An 18042-nucleotide genomic window follows, 5' to 3' on the forward strand; every position below is an offset into this window, starting at 1 on the left:
CATGTTTTTCAAGTAAGAATGCTAGATTAGCAAATTAGCGATAAAAATGGATAGCTTAAAGCGGTACTATGAGCATTCCTATTGTTAGTGAAACAGGATGTTATGGATACACTTTCGTTAGCTGATCTTACGATCTTATTAGTAGAACCTTCAAATATGCAGCGCAACATTATTCGTACGCGTTTGCACGAAGCTGGTATCGATAATTTTTTAATGGCAGAAAACTGCGAGCAAGCCTTGGAGCTAGCGATTAAAACCGCTCCAGATTTAGTGGTTAGCTCAATGTATTTTAGTGATGGTACCGCGACCGATTTAGTCCAGCAGCTGCGCGCCAATGATTTAAGTCGCGATGTTGCCTTCATGTTGATTTCTAGTGAGGCCTGTCACCACACCTTAGACGCTATTAAGCAGGCTGGGGTTATAGCTATTTTACCCAAACCCTTCGAGTTCACTCATTTGCTCGCAGCACTTCAAGCCACTATTAGCTACATTGAACCTGATAATGAAGTACTAGATAACTTGGATTTTTCTGATAAAACCGTGTTAGTGGTTGATGATAGCCAAACCGCTCGTCGCCATATCTCAAAGGTTTTAGAGAATATAGGTTTAACTAAACTAATATTGGCAGAAAACGGGCAAGAAGCCCTATCGTTAATGGTTAACAATCAAGTCGACTTGGTGATCACCGATTACAACATGCCAATAATGGATGGAGCGGCTCTTATCGAAGCATTGCGCCAGCACCCAACCTTTTGTGAGATCCCCGCGCTAATGGTGACTTCAGAAAACAATTGCGCCAAGCTTGATGGTGTTAGGCAAAGTGGTGTGTCGGCCTTAGTGGATAAGCCTTTTGATATTGATGCCGTAAAACAAGTGCTAACCCGTTTATTTGATTAGCACTTTGCTAGCTTAATCGAAGATTTGATCGCCCATTTGATCAATAAAAGTCTTACATTTATGCATTGCTAGCTCAGCAGCATCGTCTGAGCTGGCACAAGTATCAGAGCGGATAAACATGTGCTCTTTTAATTCATCATTAATCGTTTTAGTAATTTGAGCCGCCACGCGATATTGGCCATTAGCGGATTGTGGTTGAGGCGTAATAGTGAACTCATTGTAGGTTTCAGCCGGATAGCTCTTGGGGGTTACGGGCGCAGATTGAAACATTTTCTTTAATGCTGAAAAGATACTCATCTTAATGATTTTCCTAAATTTAAACTAAAACATGCACGACAGCTTTAAGTTTAATGAGCTGCATACTGTATGATGCATGATAACGAGCAATTCAACCTAATCACAATGGAATTACTGTGAACTTAGAGACTATTTTTTCTCATTTCAACCAAATCAGTGCTGCTGTTACTTTTTCTGTAGTTTTCTTGTTAGTTGTTAGCCTATTCGTAATAAACATAAAAAGCAGAAGGTTTTCTAAGAAGGCTGAAGAGCTTGCTGTGCTCCAGCAGCAACATGAAGGCGTCATTGCTGCGCACAATGTTGAGAAACAACAACTACAGCAACACGTTCATGACAAAGACATTTCGTTGGCAGAATTACATACCGAATTGCAGCACTTGCGTGAAGTACAACAGCAGTTTGATACCAGCCAACAGTTATTACAACGCGAACAGCAGCGTTGTGCTTTGCTTCAGCAAAAAGACCTTAGCTTACAAGAGCGCATCACGTACTTAGAGCAAAGTGAAGAACGGGTTAACAAGCAATTTGAGCTTTTGGCTAACCGTATATTTAAAGAAAAAGGCCAAGAACTACAGCAGCAAAGTAAGCAAAGTATTGAATCTGTTCTGCAGCCTTTGCAGCAACAACTGGACGGCTTTAAGCAGCAGGTTCAACAAAGCTATGAAAATGAAGCCAAGCAACGCCATTCTTTAAAAGATCAAATAGTAACTCTGCAAACACTTAACCAACAAATAAGTGAAGATGCAGTTAAGTTAACCAAGGCCCTAAAAGGCGACAATAAACAACAAGGTGATTGGGGAGAGCTTATTTTAGAGCAAATCCTACAATCTTCAGGCTTACGTGAAGGGCACGAATACCACACTCAAGTGGTGGGTGTTAATCAACATGGCCAAACCATTAAGCCTGATGTTGTGGTTAAGCTGCCTGATAACAAATCGGTGATTGTAGATTCAAAAGTAAACCTTGTGGCTTATGAACGTTATTACAATAGTGAGGATGACGAAGCACAACAACTGGCGCTAAAAGAGCATGCTAAGAGTTTGCGCCAGCAGATTGTCGGCTTAGCTAAAAAAGATTACCACACCTTGTACCAGCTTCCATCGCTAGACTACGTATTGCTGTTTATTCCCATTGAAGGGGCTTATCTTAGCGCCTTGGAGCAAGATCCTTCGTTGATTAATTTTGCTCTGGAATCCAATATTCTCATGGTAAGCCCGAGTAGTTTAATGGTTGCCTTAAGAACCATACAAAACCTTTGGCGAACAGAGCACCAACAGCAAAATGCTCAGGTGATTGCACAGCGGGCCGGTAAACTGTTCGACAAGTTTGTGGCATTTACCGAAGACTTAAAAAGCCACGGTCAGCAGCTACAACGTTCTAGTGATAGTTATCAAAGTGCAATGAATAAGTTAAGCACTGGCAAGGGCAACTTAGTTCGCCAAGCTCAACAACTAAAAGACTTGCAGGTAAGCTCTAGCAAGTCTTTAGATGCGAAACTACTGACAGATAGCCAGTATGAGGAATAAGCCTATTGGCTAGTTAATACCATGGAAGACTGTGCGGCTAGCGATAGCGCCAGTTTTCCATTGTCGTCGACAAGCAACTCTTCGCCAGTTTCAAACTTCTTGTAAGGAACACTCTCTTGTAGCTGGGATAAGTCTAAGTCTATTTGTTGAGACTCACCGCGGTTAATCACCACAATACTGTGTTGCTCAGGCACCCAGCGCATAAATACCCATACATCGTCGCTCTCAAGCAAACTTATCAGATCCCCTTGTTGCAATTCGCTGCGTTGTTTACGTAAAGCAATTAGCTGCTGATAATGGGTTAGCAACGCTTGATTCCATTGCTCTTTGTCCCACGGGAAGCAGCGGCGGCAGTCAGGATCATTGGCGCCAGTTAAGCCTACTTCATCACCATAGTAAATTGACGGTACACCGATATAAGTTAGCAGCATAGTAGCGGCTACTTTTGCTAGCTCTTCGCTTTCATTGACTAGGTGACTAAAGCGAGGCGTGTCGTGGCTATCTAACAGGTTGTATTGCGCTAGTTGATTAGCAAAGGGGATAGAGCCGCGAGCTTCGGCAAGCCAAGTGGCTAAGTCCGAGGCATTAAGCTTAAGCGGTACATAGCGCGGAACGTCAACGCCGGCTAAAAATGCCACCACTGGTTGGTTAAATCCATAGTAGTTCATTGCGGCGTCTTCTTGATCACCTTGCAGCCATTGAGTAGCTTCGGCAAAGTGCTCACCAATCATGTAGGCTTCGCTGTTTGTTTGCTTGATGGATTCCCTAAATTTAGCCACATAATGGGCGTTATTTTGTGCGCTATTGTGTTCACCCAGCATGTGAATTACATCAAAGCGCCAAGCGTCGATAGAGAAGGGTGGTTTTAACCAATGCTTTAATACTGACTGCTCACCTTCATAGATAGCGTTCTGCACTTCACCATTAGCAAAGTTCAACTTAGGTAAGGTTTCAACGCCTTTCCAAGACCAGTAGTTGCCACTGTCATCAAAATGGTACCAATCTTTAAACAACGAATCTTGGTTGTGGTATGCGCCGCCTTGATGCTGCTGATAGTAATCCATCCAGTGGTGTTGGTTTGAGGTGTGGTTGACTACTGCATCTAACATTAGCTTCATGCCACGACTTTTCATATTAGCTGATAAGCTAATTAGCGCGTCATCCCCACCAAAGTGTGGTTCTACTTCAAAGTAGTTTGTACAGTCGTACTTGTGGTTACTGGGAGAGCAGAAAATCGGGTTAAGGTAGAGAGCGGTAATACCAAGCTCTTCTAGATAATCGAGCTTCTGTTCAATGCCGATTAAATCGCCACCATAAAACTCTGTTGCACCAGTGCCTGAATGTGATTTTGCAACTGGTTCGCCCCAGCTTTTCTGAACAATTTTTCTGCCGTCTTCTTGGTAACTATAATTGTCTTTGTTTGGCGTTAAGCTTGGGTCGCCATTAGCGAAGCGTTCAGGGAAAATTTGATAAAAAACCTGCTGTTTAGCCCACTCTGGCGGTTTGGCTTGGCTGTTTATTCTAAAGTGAAAATGTTTTTGTGGTAGGCGAGAAGATTCACCGGCTGCATGCAAATAACACTGGTCGTCGTAGCTTACAAATTTAAAGCAATAAAGCGTGAGCGGAGAGTGTGGGCTAACAGGAATGCTGATTTGCCACTTAAGCCAATTTCCTTCAATGCTTGGCTTAGTCATTTCCATTAACCATTCTTCGTGGTCTGGTTCTACGCGTACATATACTTTTTGGTAGTTGTGTTTAATGGCGGTGTAGAGATTAATTAAATAGCTGTCTTGCTGCTGTATAACCTGACTTTGTGGATGAAAGCGAAAATCAGTCATGTATTTACCTTTTTGTTTTTTGCTAAGTATCCTAGCAGCTGACTTAGCATTCAAGTATGAATATTGAATTTCATATTATTTGATTTAGCCTTTGTTTTTTTAGCTTTAACAGTAGTTTTAAAGAGCAAAAATGCTCCAATTGTTTAATAATAGTTTGTATCTAAATAGATTTTAAAGTGCGCACTTGAATTCACGTTTTCTAAAAACCAACATTTCTTGGAAAAAAAAGGCAGGCTTTTGGGCGCTGCTGGTGACCTTGTTGTTCGCAGCGGTGCTTTCTCATCGCTACCAAACCATAAAGCATCAAATAGTCGAAGAAGTTGAATTATCATTTGGTGGATTTAAAACTGCTAACAAGCATTTAATTAGCTTGTTGTCGCAACGTCTTTCCTTGCTAACTCGAACCTTAGGCCTACTTAATTACGTTAACGATGAATCGGAATTAACCTTAGTCACGCTGGCTACAGAATGGCAGAGGATAGCTCGAGACGTTAACCTAGAAGGTGATTTTTACTATGTGCACCGTGATGGTCGAGTAGACCTCGCACTAAAACAAAGTAAAGATGGTCATACCTTAGAATGGGGGGCCAGCATTAACCCCCTCATCAAAAACTATTTTAGAAATCTCTCTTGGCGAGATGAGGGCGTTATTTCTACTAAGGTAATTTACGAGAAAGCAAACCAACATACCTATTACGTTTTGTATATTCCGGTATTTGATAAATGGTCAAAATTAGTGGGTTGGATGGTAAATGAGTACGATCAGCAGGCCATTAATCAAACCGTACATTTTGTTGGTCGGCCAAAACTAGTTGAACGCGCTGTTATTGTTACAAGCGAAAACATCGTTATAGAAGGCGACTATAGCCAAGAAACAGCCAAAAAATTGTTAAGTTTGGTCGGCAAATTGGATTACTCATCGCTTAGTGATTATTTCGATTCTAAATCATATCGAGAAGTTGCTTCTCATTTTGATGTAGGCAGTGGATTGATGTTTACTTCAGTCCTTGATGAATATGCTGACTCAGATCCTAGTACCGCATTCTTGTACATATCCCACAAAGATTTGGCTATAGACAGTCGACATTGGTTAGTTTTTATCGCGATGGTCTATCTAGTGTCGATTGTTGGATGTTTTTTTGCGGCTTATTTAAACGAGATGATTCGCCGTGAAAAAGCTGTAGTTGAAGAACTCAATGCGTTAAGAGAAGCTGCTTTTGAAGGCGAGTTTTCACAAGTTATTACCAACCCAAAGGGCAAGGTAATGCAAGTGAATCAATACTTAGCAAAAAAAGTGGGTGTAAAAGCTGAACATATGATTGGTACTAAGCTTACGGATTTTGGACAGTCTGAACCTGGCTTTGATGAAGTGCTTGCTATAGCAGCTGAAAAGGGCAGTTGGTTGGGCGAGGTTTCTATAAAAGCAAATAGTGGCCTTAAATCTATCCAGCAAATGACTGTAACGGCTGTGTATTGGCAAGGTGAACTACACAATTTTGTTTGCTCTAGCATTGATATAAGCGCTCAGAAAAAGCTTGAAGACAAACTCCTGCAGCTGGCAAACACAGATCCTTTAACCGGTGCCGCTAATCGCCGTCATTTTGAAGACAGTGTGTTTTTAGAACAGAGCCGTAGCGACCGCAATGGCTCTTGTTTTTCAATATTAATGATTGATGTGGACTACTTTAAAAAGCTCAATGATCAATATGGCCATGATACCGGTGATTTATGTTTGATTCGCTTGGTAGAAACCATTAACAAGTTAAAACGCGAAATCGACTTACTTGCGCGTTGGGGTGGTGAAGAGTTTATTATGCTGCTACCCGAAACTGATGTTACTCAGGCAGCAAACCTAGCGGAGCGACTTCGATTAGCGTTTGAGCAAGACAAAGCAGAGCCAAACTTTACCTGTAGCTTTGGCATTACCCAAAGTGAAAAAGAATGTAGCTTTGCAAAGCTATATAAGCAGGCAGATAAAGCCTTATACACGGCCAAAAATAATGGCCGAAATCAGGTAGTTGAGTATGCCTCAATTATGGAAAATTAATCAGTTAAAGCTAGCTATCTCTGTTTCAGTTAGTTCTCTGTACTCGCCAGGCTGCAGCTTATCTTCTAAGGTCACTTCACCCACTTTCTCTCTATGTAAGGCGACAACTTTGTTGCCTATCGCTGCGCACATTCGTTTGACTTGGTGGTAACGACCTTCACTAATGCTAAGTACAATTTGTTTTTGATTAATACGTTTGGTGACGGCTGGAAGGGTGAGTTTATCTTCACCGCGTAACATAAGGCCCTGTTCAAGCTTTAGTAGGTCTTCATCACTAACTACATCGGCTAGGCTAACTCGATAATCCTTGAACTTTTTGCTGTTGGGGCTAGTTACCCTATGTGACCATTGGCCATCACTGGTCAAAAGCAATAAACCAGTAGTGTCTGCATCTAAACGACCAGCAGCGTGTATCTTAAGCGGAGAGTCTATTAACGATAAGGCGCTGGGGTGATTGGCTTCAGCTTCTGTGCTTAAGTAACCTATCGGTTTATTCAACATGAAATAGTGATGCTCGATTAGCTTCAAATCTTTACTATCTAAACTAACCTTGTCACTCTCGTTAACACTAAATTGCGCACTTGTTTGAGTTTGACTGTTCACACTTACACGTTTGTTTTTGATATGCTTTTTAGCATCGCTTCGTGATATGTGCCCAGCTTTAGATAGGAATTTGTCTAATCGACAAGGGTATTTCATAATGGAGTACTTGTTGCAACTTAGTGGTGGCAGCAAGTTTACTAAACAATGCCGTTAAAGGCTTTAAGTGGAGAAAAGTTTTTGCAGGTAATCTCTCGCTCTTCAGTGGAAATTCTAGGCAATATTGTGTCTAAAGAAATTACGCTACGCTACTTTAGTGATGGTACTGCCATTACCCAGTTTGAAGTGTTGTTCAAGCGAAAGCCTAAAGGAAGTGGAAAGGAGCAAATAGAAGTATTTCAGCTTAATGCTAGAGGCGAGCAGGCCGAACGCATTAAACAGTATGCAAAAGCTGGTGATGGCGTAGTGATCAGCGGACACCTAAAAAACCAAAAAGACAGCAAAGGTTCTATCACCAGTGCCATTGAAGTTGAACAAGTAAATTTTGTCGGTGCACCTTCTCAGCTCTATTGGAATAAAGTCACTTTAGTAGGCGAAATTGTTGGTAAGTCTTCTTTGCGAAAGAGTATAAACAATCAGAGCTATTTAAAGCTGCAGCTTTCTACAGATCACACTGATCAACAGCATGTGGTTAATTGTAACTTATGGGCTTATCCTGCAGAGCTTATCGATAAACAAGCGAAAGTAGGAGATAAGTTAGTACTTGAAGGTTCGCTCAAAAAGGCATTTGCTGAAGACAAAGTGATCTCACCCATTTTAGTTGACGGACACACTTGTCTTCATTTAAAAGCCTAGTTAAAACTAGGCCATAGCTTTGGGTAATTTTCAGTAGTTTTGTAGCGCGCTGGTGGAGTAATTATTGGCATCTACGCCTAGATTAAACTGCTCAGCCTGTTGCTCTAGTTTATTTTCTGAAATGGCTAACTCGTTGAGCATCAGGGTGTTGTCATCTAACTCCCAAATTTGACGACTACCCAAATAGGAAAACTTAACGATTTCAAAAGCGGTTACATCACCTGTGTTCATGGCTTTAACTAAAGCTGCCATTTTTCGATTAATTTTGTTGAGCTCTTGTTTTAAACGCCAAACATACATGACTTCATAGAACCAAGGTTTGTTTTTAAGCGTTAATACAACAGGTACTACGCTAAAAACTGCCGCTACTACACCTAGCAAGTTTAAGTAAAAGTTGTCTGGCCCGCTAGAAAACACAGCGATAAATAGGCTAGACCACAACAAGGTAAACACTATTAACAGGCCGGAAATGCCTATATAGGTGTAGCGAGAGCGTTGTTGATAAACGGCTTTGTCTATGTTTTGAAATTGCATGGTTGACTCGAGGTTTTAGTTTGGCTTTGATCTTAACAAAACCTTGCTTACACAGGAAATTGAAGCGAATCCTGAACAAAAACTAAGCTGTTGTTTAATATTTAGAAAAATGTTGGTTAAAAGTAACTGCTTTAGTTTTCAAGCAAAGCTAGAACGACTATGATTAACTGTGATTTACTCGGTACACAAAATTATACAAGGAATGTTTATGAACCGCACACCTGTTGTAGCTCGTGTGGCAAAGGCTTTGGGCCTAACAATTGCCTCACTTTCGTTTTTAAGTGCGTGTGATACAGCACCACCTCCACCACCAGCTGTTAAAGCAAATGTGAAAGTTCTTGAAGTTGCAATGAAAGAAGTAACGCCAAGTAATGATTTTGTTGGCAGAACTGAAGCAACTCAAGATATCACTATCAAATCTAAAGTGCGTGGTAACTTGTTAAAAACCAACTTTGAAGAAGGTAGCATTGTAGAGAAGGGCGATTTACTGTTTGAAATTGACCCAGCCCAATACGATGCAGCAGTTAAGGCGTCTAAAGCTTTAGTTGCTCAAGCAAAAGCTGCTTATGATACTGCTGTTTTAAACTTCAAGCGTGGTGAAGGCCTAATTAAAGACAACTTCATCAGCCAGTCTGATTACGACAACTTATTATCTCGTAAACTGCAAACAGCGGCATCTTTACAAAGCGCTAATGCAGAGTTAGATAATGCAAAGCTTGAATTAGGCTACACAAAAATCTACGCACCATTTACTGGCCGAATTAGCCGTGCGGCTGTGTTTACTGGTGACTTGATTTCTCCAGATCAAACCGAGTTAGCTGACCTAGTTCAAATGGAACCGGTTTGGGTTAATTACCAACTTCCGGAAAAAGTACTTATTGAGGCGCAACGTGCACATAAGTCTGTTACCACTCCTTTTAAACTTAGCGATTTCCCAGTAAAAATTAAGTTTCCTGATGGCAATATGTTTGACGAAGTCGGCAAAATGGATTTTGTTGATAACCGTGTAGATGCTACCACTGGTACATTAGCGATTCGTGCTGAGTTCGCTAACAAAGAACATATCATCGTTCCTGGCTTGTATGTGACGGTCATTATTGAATCCCCAGAAATGCAAGAAGTTATGCTAATCCCACAACGTGCTGTACAAGAGGACCAACAAGGTCGTTACGTGCTAACCGTTGACAAGAAAAACATGGTTGGTCGTAGAAATGTTGAACTTGGCCAGCGTTATGGTATCGACTGGGAAGTTGAGAAAGGCTTAGAAAAAGGCGATTTGGTTATCACCGAAGGTTTACAAAAAGCCCGTGTTGGTGCTGAAGTAGACCACGAAATGGATACTGTTCAACCATTCTCTGATACCCAGTCTTAAGGAGTCGGTGATGATTAGTAAGTTTTTTATTCATCGACCCAAGTTCGCCTTCGTTATTTCGATAGTGTTAACTTTGGCCGGATTTTTGTCGATACCGGTATTACCGGTTGCGGAATTCCCAAACATCTCGCCACCCATGGTGTCGGTTACTACTAGCTATCCTGGTGCTAGTGCAGAAGTTGTTGCAGATACTGTTGCTAAGGTTATTGAAGCCGAAGTTAACGGTGTAGAAAATATGATCTACATGGAATCAAAGGGCGCAAATGACGGTAGTTATACGCTTAACGTTACCTTTGAAGTAGGTAGTAACGTTGATATGGCGCAGGTAAACGTGCAAAACCGCGTTCAACAAGCCATGCCACGACTGCCATCTGAAGTACAACGAAACGGTGTAAAAGTAGAGAAACAAGATCCGAGTATTTTGATGATGCTTAACCTTGTATCTCCCAACGAGTCTTTAGATAACTTGTTCCTTAACAACTACATGGGAATCAATATTAAAGATAACCTTGCAAGGGTTAACGGAGTATCTAAGGTAAGCATTATTGGTGGCATGGATTATTCAATGCGTATTTGGTTAAACCCAGATCGTATGGCTAGTTTAGGTGTTACCGTTGATGATGCTATTGCATCTATTCAAGAACAAAATATTCAAGTAGCGGCTGGTCGAATTGGTGCAGCTCCTGTACCTCGCGATCAACAATTTCAGTATACCTTGTCTACTAAAGGCCGTTTAAGCCATCCAGAAGAGTTTGAAGAAATTATTATTCGTTCAAACCCTGATGGTAGTGCGGTTTACCTTAAAGATATTTCACGGGTTGAACTTGGTGCAGCGAGTTACGACGCTGAAGCGATGCTCGATAATAAAGCTTCTGCTCTATTGTTTATTTACCAAGCAAGTGGCGCAAATGCTTTAGAAGTTGCTAAAGGTGTACGAGAAGAGTTAACGCGTTTAAGTGAGCAATTCCCAGAAGATATGGACTATAAAGTGTTGTACGACACTACCCAGTTCGTTGAAACATCTATTGATGAAATGCTTGAAACGCTGCTTATTGCAATCGCGCTAGTTATCTTTGTTGTTTACATCTTCTTGCAAGACGTAAGACAAACCTTGATTCCAGCAATTGCTATTCCTGTATCTCTTGTAGGTACCTTTGCGTTCTTACTTGCTACTGGTATGAGCATTAACACGGTATCGCTGTTCGCTTTGATTCTAGCGATTGGTATTGTGGTTGATGACGCCATTGTTGTGGTAGAAAACACCACACGATTAATGCAGGACGAAGGTTTGAACGCTGTTGAGGCGACCACCAAATCGATGCAAGAGGTAACTGGACCCGTTGTAGCCACTACCTTGGTGCTATTAGCCGTATTCGCACCAACTGCAGTAATGCCGGGTATTACTGGTCAAATGTATGCCCAGTTCTCAATTACCATTTGTATTTCGGTATTAATCTCATCAGTTAACGCCTTGACCTTAAGTCCTGCCTTATGTGCTTCTTTGCTAAAGGCACCTAAAGTACACGAAAAAGGTTTCCATGCCTTTTTCAATAAGCACTTTGATAAGGTAACTGGAAAATACACCGGCTTTGTTAGCGGCATGGTAAGAAAGCTGTCTATCGTGGGTATCGTGTATGTTCTGCTGATTGGTGCTACCGGTTACCTGGCCACTTCTTTGCCATCTGGTTTCGTACCGACAGAAGATAAAAAAGCCTTCTTTATCGACGTACAGTTACCTAACGGTGCTTCTATCAACCGAACTAAAGAAGTCGTATCGAAGATGGTAGACGAGTTGAATGAGCTAGAAGGGGTAACCAATGTTATTTCTGCTAGTGGTTATTCAATTATCTCGGGTGCTGTATCTTCTAATGCTGGCTTAATGGTTGTGATTCTTTCACATTGGGATGAGCGTAAAGATCCTGCTTTAGTTGAATCTAACATTGTTCAGCGCGCTAATGGCGTGTTAGCTGGTTACAACGAAGCCCAGGCAGTTGGCTTCTCGTTACCTGCGCTTCCAGGTGTTGGTACAGTAGCTGGTGTAGAGTTCTTTATTCAGGATACTCTTGGCCGTACTCCAGCTAGTCTTGCTGGTGTAATGCGGGCTACCGCAGTTGAAGCGGGTAGTGCACCTGAACTTGCTGCAGCATTTAGTACTTATCGTGCTGATGTACCACAGTTGTTCGTGGATGTAGATCGACAAAAAGCTAAGGTTCAAGGTGTACAGTTAAGCAGCATATTCATGACCTTACAGACGATGTTGGGTTCAATGTATGTGAATGACTTCAACCGCTTTGGTAAAGTTTTCCGGGTAAACATGCAAGCTGAAACTGAGTTTCGAAATTCCGAGCAAGATATTGCTCGTTTCTATATTCGAAATAAGTTTGATGAAATGGTTCCTCTTAATACATTAGTTCAAGTAGAGCCAAAGTTAGGGCCCGAGTACATCAACCAATTCAACTTGTATGGCGCAGTTAAGATGAATGCTTTCCCTGCACCTGGATTTAGTTCCGGTCAAGCCATTGATGCGGTGAAGCGAATTGCTGAAACCACTTTCCCAGCTGGTTATACCTACGAATGGTCGGGTCAAACTTACCAAGAACTTAAAGCCGGTAACTTAGCGCCATTTATCTTTAGCTTGGCATTAATCTTTACCTATTTGTTCTTGGTTGCTCAGTATGAAAGCTGGACGGTACCAATTTCGGTAATGCTGGCAGTACCTATCGCCATATTAGGTGCCTTTGTATACATTTGGATTATGGGTTCGGACATAAACTTGTATACCCAAATTGGTTTGGTATTGCTCATAGGATTAGCCTGTAAAAACGCTATTCTTATTGTGGAATTTGCTAAACAGTTACGAGAAGGCGGAATGAGTATTCGCGATGCCGCTGTTAAAGCTGCTCGCTTACGTTTCCGCGCTGTATTGATGACGGCATTCTCGTTTATCCTTGGCGTTATTCCTTTAGTAATTGCTACCGGCGCTGGTGCTGCTAGTCGTATTTCATTGGGTTACGCAGTAATGGGTGGAATGATAGCGGCGACTATTGTAGGTACCTGTTTAGTGCCTGTTTTCTACGTAATGTTGCAAGGCTTACGTGAGAAAGTTAAAGGTATTAAGGACGCTGAAGACCAATAGTAAGCAATACGCTTAACATCCAAAAAGCCCGATTTATCGGGCTTTTTTATGGCTGCTATATACATTGAGTTTATTGTTCTGGGTCGAAGAAATAACAACAACGTAATTTAGGATCAAAGTTCTTTACTAAGGCAGCAGGTACATCTTCCCACTTTACAGTTTTGTTTATTTTTAAGTCTTCTTTGCTTAGGTCTACTATGTTGGCGTTAGTGAAGTTTTTGCCTTTTTCTAACAGCAGTACCCTTGGTTTAAGTTTTTCTTTAGGGTTACTAGACATCACCATAGCAAAGCCGTTGTTGGATAAGCTAACGATTGAGCCTGGCGGGTAAATGCCAAGGGTGTTCATCAGTTGTTCTAAGTAAAGCTTGTTAAATTTTGTGTCGGCGCTTTTATATAGAGAAGCGAAGGCTTCTTGAGGTGTCATGCGCTTTTGATTGGGAAGCGGGGAACACAAATGTTCAAAGGCATCGGCAATCGCCAATAGCTGAGTTGCTTTGTTTAGATCTTTGGCTTTTAAGCCTTGTGGGTAGCCAGAACCATCTAAACGTTCATGATGGTTAATCACAATGGGTAACACTTCCTCAGGAAATGAACCTGCTTTTTTTATCAGTTCAGCGCCAAATTTTGGGTGGGTCTGATAGAAGTTTTGCTCAGCTTGGCTCCACTCTGTAGGTTTCCGGCGAATTTGCTGAGGTACTTTTAACTCACCAATATCGTGAATCATCGCTGCAATACATAAATGTTGACATTCTTTCTCAGTAAAACCGAGGTTTTTGGCTACTAAAATAGCGAGCACTGCCACATTTACGCTATGAAAGAATATATCCTCATCACTACTTGGCTCAAGGCTTACATAAACGCTATGAGCTGAAGAGGATTTGAACATAAGTTGTAAGGTGATGTTTACTTGCTCAAAGATGCTGTAATAGGCTTCTTCGGGTTTACTGGTAAATTTGGTTAAGGCTAAACGAAAATTCTCTGCATTTTGTAAATAAGCTTTGTTTGCCCGCTTCTGCCCATTTCGAAGTTCTTCTAACCAAGCCTGGTCAGGGTCAACTTCTGCAACTTCAGATTGCTTCTCGTCAATACCATCATCTTGGTTAAGCTGTGGTGTAGCGACTTTAGACTTACTAGGAACAACTTCTATTAATTCTAAACCTAGGGATTTTATGACGGTGAGTTGTTCATTGTTTTTAATGAGGAAGTTATTGCGCATGAAAGGGTGGGCAGTCCAACCCAAGGGAAGGCTGATGTAATGCCCGACTTGTAATAACTGAGTAGGTATTTCTGTTTTAGACATAGGCCTAGAGTAATTAATCCTTTGAGTAATTGTAGTTAATAGTCACAAATTTATAAATGCTTGATTGTTCATAACAAGTCGCTAAGCACACTTATTATCGCTACAATCGATTTAAATGATGTTAGTTCAGGCGATTTACTCGATGATGCAACATCATAGTTACTGGCAACAACGAGCTAAAAAACAATAAAATCATGAAAAATAAAGAAATTACTCTAGCGATTACCGGTGCCTCTGGAGCTCCATACGCATTGTGTTTATTAGAGCAGCTAGTTAAAAAAGAGTTTACCGTGCATTTGCTAGTATCTAGCGCTGCAAAAGTAGTGTTAGCGACAGAAGTAGATGAGCAATGGCCAAGTAACCCCGAAAAAGCTCAATCTTTCCTTCAAGAGAGGTTTAACGCCAAGCCTGAGCAAATTGTTGTACCAGGAAAAAATGATTGGTTTTCACCTGTAGCATCCGGCTCAGCAGCGCCAAAAACGATGGTGGTTTGTCCTTGTAGCATGGGAACCTTGGCTTCAATTGCCATGGGACTTTCAGATAACTTGATTGAACGCGCAGCAGACGTGGTTATAAAAGAAAAGGGTAAGTTAATCATGGTGCCAAGAGAAATGCCTTTTTCTGCTATCCACTTAGAAAACATGCTTAAGTTAGCTAAATTGGGTGTCGATATATTGCCCGCCAACCCTGGTTTCTATCATAAGCCTGAGACGATTCAGGATTTAGTCGAACATGTCACCGCTCGGATTCTTGATCATATAGGTATTGATAATGACTTAGTAGCGCGTTGGGGATATTCAGGAAAGTAAGTTAAGGAAAGCAAATACAGGTGATTAGATCACCTGTATTTATTGAAACTAGTCTTCGCGGCTTTCGCAGTCTGCTTTGGTGCAGTTGCCGTACAAGTACAGGCTATGATTAGTCAGTTTGATATTGTTTTCTACAGCGATATCTTTTTGTCGTTGCTCAATCATATCATCATTAAATTCAATTACTTTACCGCAGTCTAAACACACTAGGTGATCATGGTGGTGTTGGCTATTTAATTCAAATACCGATTTACCGCCTTCAAAGTGGTGACGAGTAACAATGCCAGCATCATCAAACTGGTTAAGTACTCGGTAAACAGTTGCTAAACCAATCTCTTCGCCTTGGTCTATTAAAAGCTTATATAAGTCTTCTGCGCTAATATGTTGGTTATTAGGCGTTTGCAGCAGCTCTAGAATTTTCATTCTTGGCAAGGTCACTTTAAGGCCCGCTTTTTTTAGAGCTAGATTATTATCAGACATAGGTGAAATTCTTTCCCTTGCTGTTATTCATTCCATAACTGCACAGTAGTATACGGATTTACACGACAAACAGAAAGCTTGATAAGAAGACTTGTAGCACAGTTAAATATTTATTAACCTACTCTTAACATGTCAGACCAGTTGAGCTTATGGATATTTTACTAAAAAAAGCAGCCGTTGCGAGAACAGTGCTTAATCTTTGGCCACCGTTTTGGGGCTCTGGAATTAAGATAACCGAACTTAGTAAGGATTTTAGCCTTTGCCAAGTGCGTTTAGCATTTCGATGGTGGAATAAAAATGCCAATCGCTCACAATTTGGCGGAGCCATGTTTGCGATGACCGATCCTATTTATCCACTGATGTTAATGGCCATTTTAGGTAATCGTTATCATATATGGGATAGCGAAGCGTCGATTAAATTCGTGACACCAGGGCGAGGCAAAGTGTTTGCTAAGTTTCAACTGGATAAAGAGTTTATTGAAACTATTCTTGTTGCTGTTGCATCAGGAGAGAAATTTGAACCTGAAGTTGCAACCGAAGTTTTGGGTGAAAAGGGTAAGGTTGTAGCGGTAATTAAACGCAAATTGTATATCCGTCTTAAGCGGCAGTATCGACCTGAACTAAAGCAGGCAGCTTAGAGGGTTACTGAATGAGGCTTAGGTTTTTCTTGTAGCGTTCTATCACTTTAGTGACGTAGTTTTGGGTTTCTTTATAAGGCGGTATTTTAAAGCCATAACGCTTAACTGTGTTTTCACCTGAATTGTAGGCCGCCAGCGCTAGCTGCAGCGATTCAAATTCGTCTAGCAACCAACGTAAGTAACGGCTACCAGCCTCAATATTTTGCTCTGGTATGAATGGGTCGGTAACAGAAAAGCGTTCTGCGGTGGCAGGCATTAATTGCATTAAACCCATTGCGCCTGCCCGCGATACTGCATCGTGCTTATAATTGGATTCTGTAGCAACAACGGCATGTACTAATGCGGGGTCAAGTTTATGACGTTTTGCACTGTCTACAATAAGTTGATGATAGGGGCGATCACTAGGAGAGCGTTGAGGAATAGACTTAGCTTTTGGAGGATCTAGCGATTTCGGCGTTCGCATTAGTAAACGCCATTTAGAGCCTTTCTTTTCTTGGGCGAAGTGCATTACGCCGTTTTGGTCTTCATAAAACCAAACATCAGCGTTAGCTACACTGGATATGCCGATAAAAAGTAATAATAGGTATTTAAACAATTTGCTCTCCCTCTGAGCCAAGTTAAGCATAAACTTGGCCAACTATACGAGGGTCAGATACAAAAACTGGGCTTTCGCCCAGTAATTTAGTCAGCTAATTCAGCTAAGCACATTTCTTCGTAAACTTGTTTACACCAGCCTTTAACACGTTCTTGGGTTAACTCTGGTTGGCGATCTTCATCAATACCTAAACCAACGAAGTGTGCGTCATCAGCTAAGGCTTTAGACTCTTCAAAGTCATAGCCTTCAATTGGCCAATGACCCACAACAGTAGCGCCTTTATTTACTACAATGTCGTTGATAGTGCCCATGGCATCTAAGAAGTACTCTGCGTAGTCTTCTTGATCTCCACAACCAAATATTGCTACCAATTTTTCAGAAAAATCAATTTGTTCTAGGTCTGGGAAAAAATCATCCCAATCACATTGAGCTTCACCGTAATACCAAGTTGGGATACCCAATAAAATGAGTGAAAAATCATCAATGTCTTCTTTAGAAGACTTGGCAATGTCTTTTACTTCAACTAGCTTTTTACCTAGCTCTTTTTGAATCATTTGCGCAACAGCTTCGGTGTTACCGGTGTCGCTACCAAAAAATATTCCTACACTCGCCATAAATGTTACCTGTAATACAAACTATTGATTTGTTGAAAATTGACTAACTTGTTTGTTTAGCATCTTTTCGATTAACTCACTGCGGCTTATGCCGGACTCAGTAGCCAATTGATTTAACTGTTCGAAGAGAGCTAGCTCTACTTTCAACTCGATTCTTTTAAGACCATTTGCACGATCGCGTTTCAGCTGGTTGCGCTTATTGGTTTTTAACTGATCTTTCCGCTCTAAAGGGTTAGTTCTTGGTCGCCCAACTCTTTTTTCACTGGCGAATAGATCAATAGTGGTTCGATCTGTATTTTGTTTTGCCATTAATTATAAAACAACCATCTAAGCTAAGCCGCTGCCTTCCCAGGTTAGCTGAATTAGCCCTTTTGCAATAAAGCCTGCACACCCTAAAAATAATACTAGCCATACAATTGCGCGGCCGAAAGGAGGTACATTGCCTTTTTTTAATACGTCTTGAATAGCCATGCCGATAAAGAAAAATAGAACAGCGAAGCCAATATTTAGCGCTAGGCTCTCTATAAGATCTATATGCTTTGCGAACATCACTATCCTTCAGAT

At 41.2% G+C, this 18042-nt stretch carries 18 protein-coding genes; 8 read left to right on the forward strand and 10 right to left on the reverse strand.

Annotated features, from left to right (window positions below; genetic code table 11):
* Positions 1-102 precede the first annotated feature (102 nt).
* Positions 103-897 carry a response regulator gene (locus G6R11_RS20675; protein ID WP_163135032.1) on the forward strand — a complete coding sequence of 265 codons (795 nt, stop codon included), beginning with the start codon at positions 103-105 and terminating at the stop codon, positions 895-897.
* A 12-nt stretch (positions 898-909) separates the two neighbouring features.
* Here the strand turns inward: G6R11_RS20675 and G6R11_RS20680 are convergent, their stop codons facing one another.
* Positions 910-1194, reverse strand: coding sequence for an HlyU family transcriptional regulator (locus G6R11_RS20680; protein ID WP_205472988.1), 285 nt, complete (start codon positions 1192-1194; stop codon positions 910-912).
* A 257-nt stretch (positions 1195-1451) separates the two neighbouring features.
* On the opposite strand from G6R11_RS20680, the gene G6R11_RS20685 reads away from it, so the two are divergent.
* Positions 1452-2720 carry a DNA recombination protein RmuC gene (locus G6R11_RS20685; protein ID WP_240352517.1) on the forward strand — a complete coding sequence of 423 codons (1269 nt, stop codon included), beginning with the start codon at positions 1452-1454 and terminating at the stop codon, positions 2718-2720.
* A gap of 2 nt (positions 2721-2722) precedes the next feature.
* On the opposite strand, the gene malZ is transcribed toward G6R11_RS20685, so the two are convergent.
* Positions 2723-4558: a maltodextrin glucosidase gene (gene malZ, locus G6R11_RS20690; RefSeq protein WP_163135036.1), complete on the reverse strand. Its 1836-nt coding sequence runs from the start codon at positions 4556-4558 to the stop codon at positions 2723-2725.
* A gap of 184 nt (positions 4559-4742) precedes the next feature.
* Between malZ and G6R11_RS20695 the strand changes: the two genes are divergently transcribed.
* Positions 4743-6605: a sensor domain-containing diguanylate cyclase gene (locus G6R11_RS20695; protein WP_163135038.1), complete on the forward strand. Its 1863-nt coding sequence runs from the start codon at positions 4743-4745 to the stop codon at positions 6603-6605.
* Here the strand turns inward: G6R11_RS20695 and G6R11_RS20700 are convergent, their stop codons facing one another.
* Positions 6606-7304, reverse strand: coding sequence for a pseudouridine synthase (locus tag G6R11_RS20700; RefSeq protein WP_163135040.1), 699 nt, complete (start codon positions 7302-7304; stop codon positions 6606-6608).
* Positions 7305-7352: 48 nt separating this feature from the next.
* On the opposite strand from G6R11_RS20700, the gene G6R11_RS20705 reads away from it, so the two are divergent.
* A complete protein-coding gene (locus G6R11_RS20705; protein WP_255494638.1) occupies positions 7353-8000 on the forward strand; it encodes a single-stranded DNA-binding protein in 648 nt (215 codons plus the stop codon).
* 30 nt (positions 8001-8030) lie between these two features.
* Here the strand turns inward: G6R11_RS20705 and G6R11_RS20710 are convergent, their stop codons facing one another.
* Positions 8031-8534 (reverse strand): DUF3087 family protein, encoded by a 504-nt coding sequence (locus tag G6R11_RS20710; protein ID WP_163135044.1) that lies wholly within the window; start codon positions 8532-8534, stop codon positions 8031-8033.
* 208 nt (positions 8535-8742) lie between these two features.
* Here G6R11_RS20710 and G6R11_RS20715 point away from each other — a divergent pair, with 208 nt between their 5' ends.
* Together G6R11_RS20715 and G6R11_RS20720 are read left to right on the forward strand one after the other, a co-directional pair.
* Complete coding sequence (locus G6R11_RS20715) at positions 8743-9906, forward strand: efflux RND transporter periplasmic adaptor subunit (RefSeq protein WP_163135046.1); 1164 nt, start codon at positions 8743-8745, stop codon at positions 9904-9906.
* Between the two features lie 10 nt (positions 9907-9916).
* Positions 9917-13042: an efflux RND transporter permease subunit gene (locus G6R11_RS20720; protein WP_163135048.1), complete on the forward strand. Its 3126-nt coding sequence runs from the start codon at positions 9917-9919 to the stop codon at positions 13040-13042.
* Between the two features lie 70 nt (positions 13043-13112).
* Here G6R11_RS20720 and G6R11_RS20725 read toward each other — a convergent pair whose 3' ends face one another.
* A complete protein-coding gene (locus G6R11_RS20725; protein ID WP_163135050.1) occupies positions 13113-14342 on the reverse strand; it encodes an HD-GYP domain-containing protein in 1230 nt (409 codons plus the stop codon).
* A gap of 194 nt (positions 14343-14536) precedes the next feature.
* Between G6R11_RS20725 and G6R11_RS20730 the strand changes: the two genes are divergently transcribed.
* A complete protein-coding gene (locus G6R11_RS20730; RefSeq protein ID WP_163135052.1) occupies positions 14537-15151 on the forward strand; it encodes a flavin prenyltransferase UbiX in 615 nt (204 codons plus the stop codon).
* Positions 15152-15199: 48 nt separating this feature from the next.
* On the opposite strand, the gene fur is transcribed toward G6R11_RS20730, so the two are convergent.
* Positions 15200-15631 (reverse strand): ferric iron uptake transcriptional regulator, encoded by a 432-nt coding sequence (gene fur / locus G6R11_RS20735; protein WP_163135054.1) that lies wholly within the window; start codon positions 15629-15631, stop codon positions 15200-15202.
* 149 nt (positions 15632-15780) lie between these two features.
* Here fur and G6R11_RS20740 point away from each other — a divergent pair, with 149 nt between their 5' ends.
* The gene (locus G6R11_RS20740) at positions 15781-16269 is read left to right on the forward strand and encodes a DUF4442 domain-containing protein (protein WP_163135056.1); all 489 of its coding nucleotides are present in this window, start codon (positions 15781-15783) and stop codon (positions 16267-16269) included.
* A 4-nt stretch (positions 16270-16273) separates the two neighbouring features.
* Here the strand turns inward: G6R11_RS20740 and G6R11_RS20745 are convergent, their stop codons facing one another.
* The 4 genes from G6R11_RS20745 to G6R11_RS20760 form a co-directional block, all read right to left on the reverse strand.
* Entirely contained in the window at positions 16274-16864 is a 591-nt protein-coding gene (locus G6R11_RS20745) for a lytic transglycosylase domain-containing protein (RefSeq protein WP_163135058.1), read from the reverse strand.
* An 86-nt stretch (positions 16865-16950) separates the two neighbouring features.
* Positions 16951-17478 carry a flavodoxin FldA gene (fldA, locus tag G6R11_RS20750; RefSeq protein ID WP_016403240.1) on the reverse strand — a complete coding sequence of 176 codons (528 nt, stop codon included), beginning with the start codon at positions 17476-17478 and terminating at the stop codon, positions 16951-16953.
* A 21-nt stretch (positions 17479-17499) separates the two neighbouring features.
* Entirely contained in the window at positions 17500-17787 is a 288-nt protein-coding gene (gene ybfE, locus G6R11_RS20755; RefSeq protein WP_016403239.1) for a LexA regulated protein, read from the reverse strand.
* Positions 17788-17805: 18 nt separating this feature from the next.
* Positions 17806-18027: a DUF2788 domain-containing protein gene (locus G6R11_RS20760; RefSeq protein WP_163135060.1), complete on the reverse strand. Its 222-nt coding sequence runs from the start codon at positions 18025-18027 to the stop codon at positions 17806-17808.
* Between the last annotated feature and the right edge of the window lie 15 nt (positions 18028-18042).

It is taken from the genome of Agarivorans sp. Alg241-V36 (genome assembly GCF_900537085.1).
Classification (GTDB): Bacteria; Pseudomonadota; Gammaproteobacteria; order Enterobacterales; family Celerinatantimonadaceae; genus Agarivorans.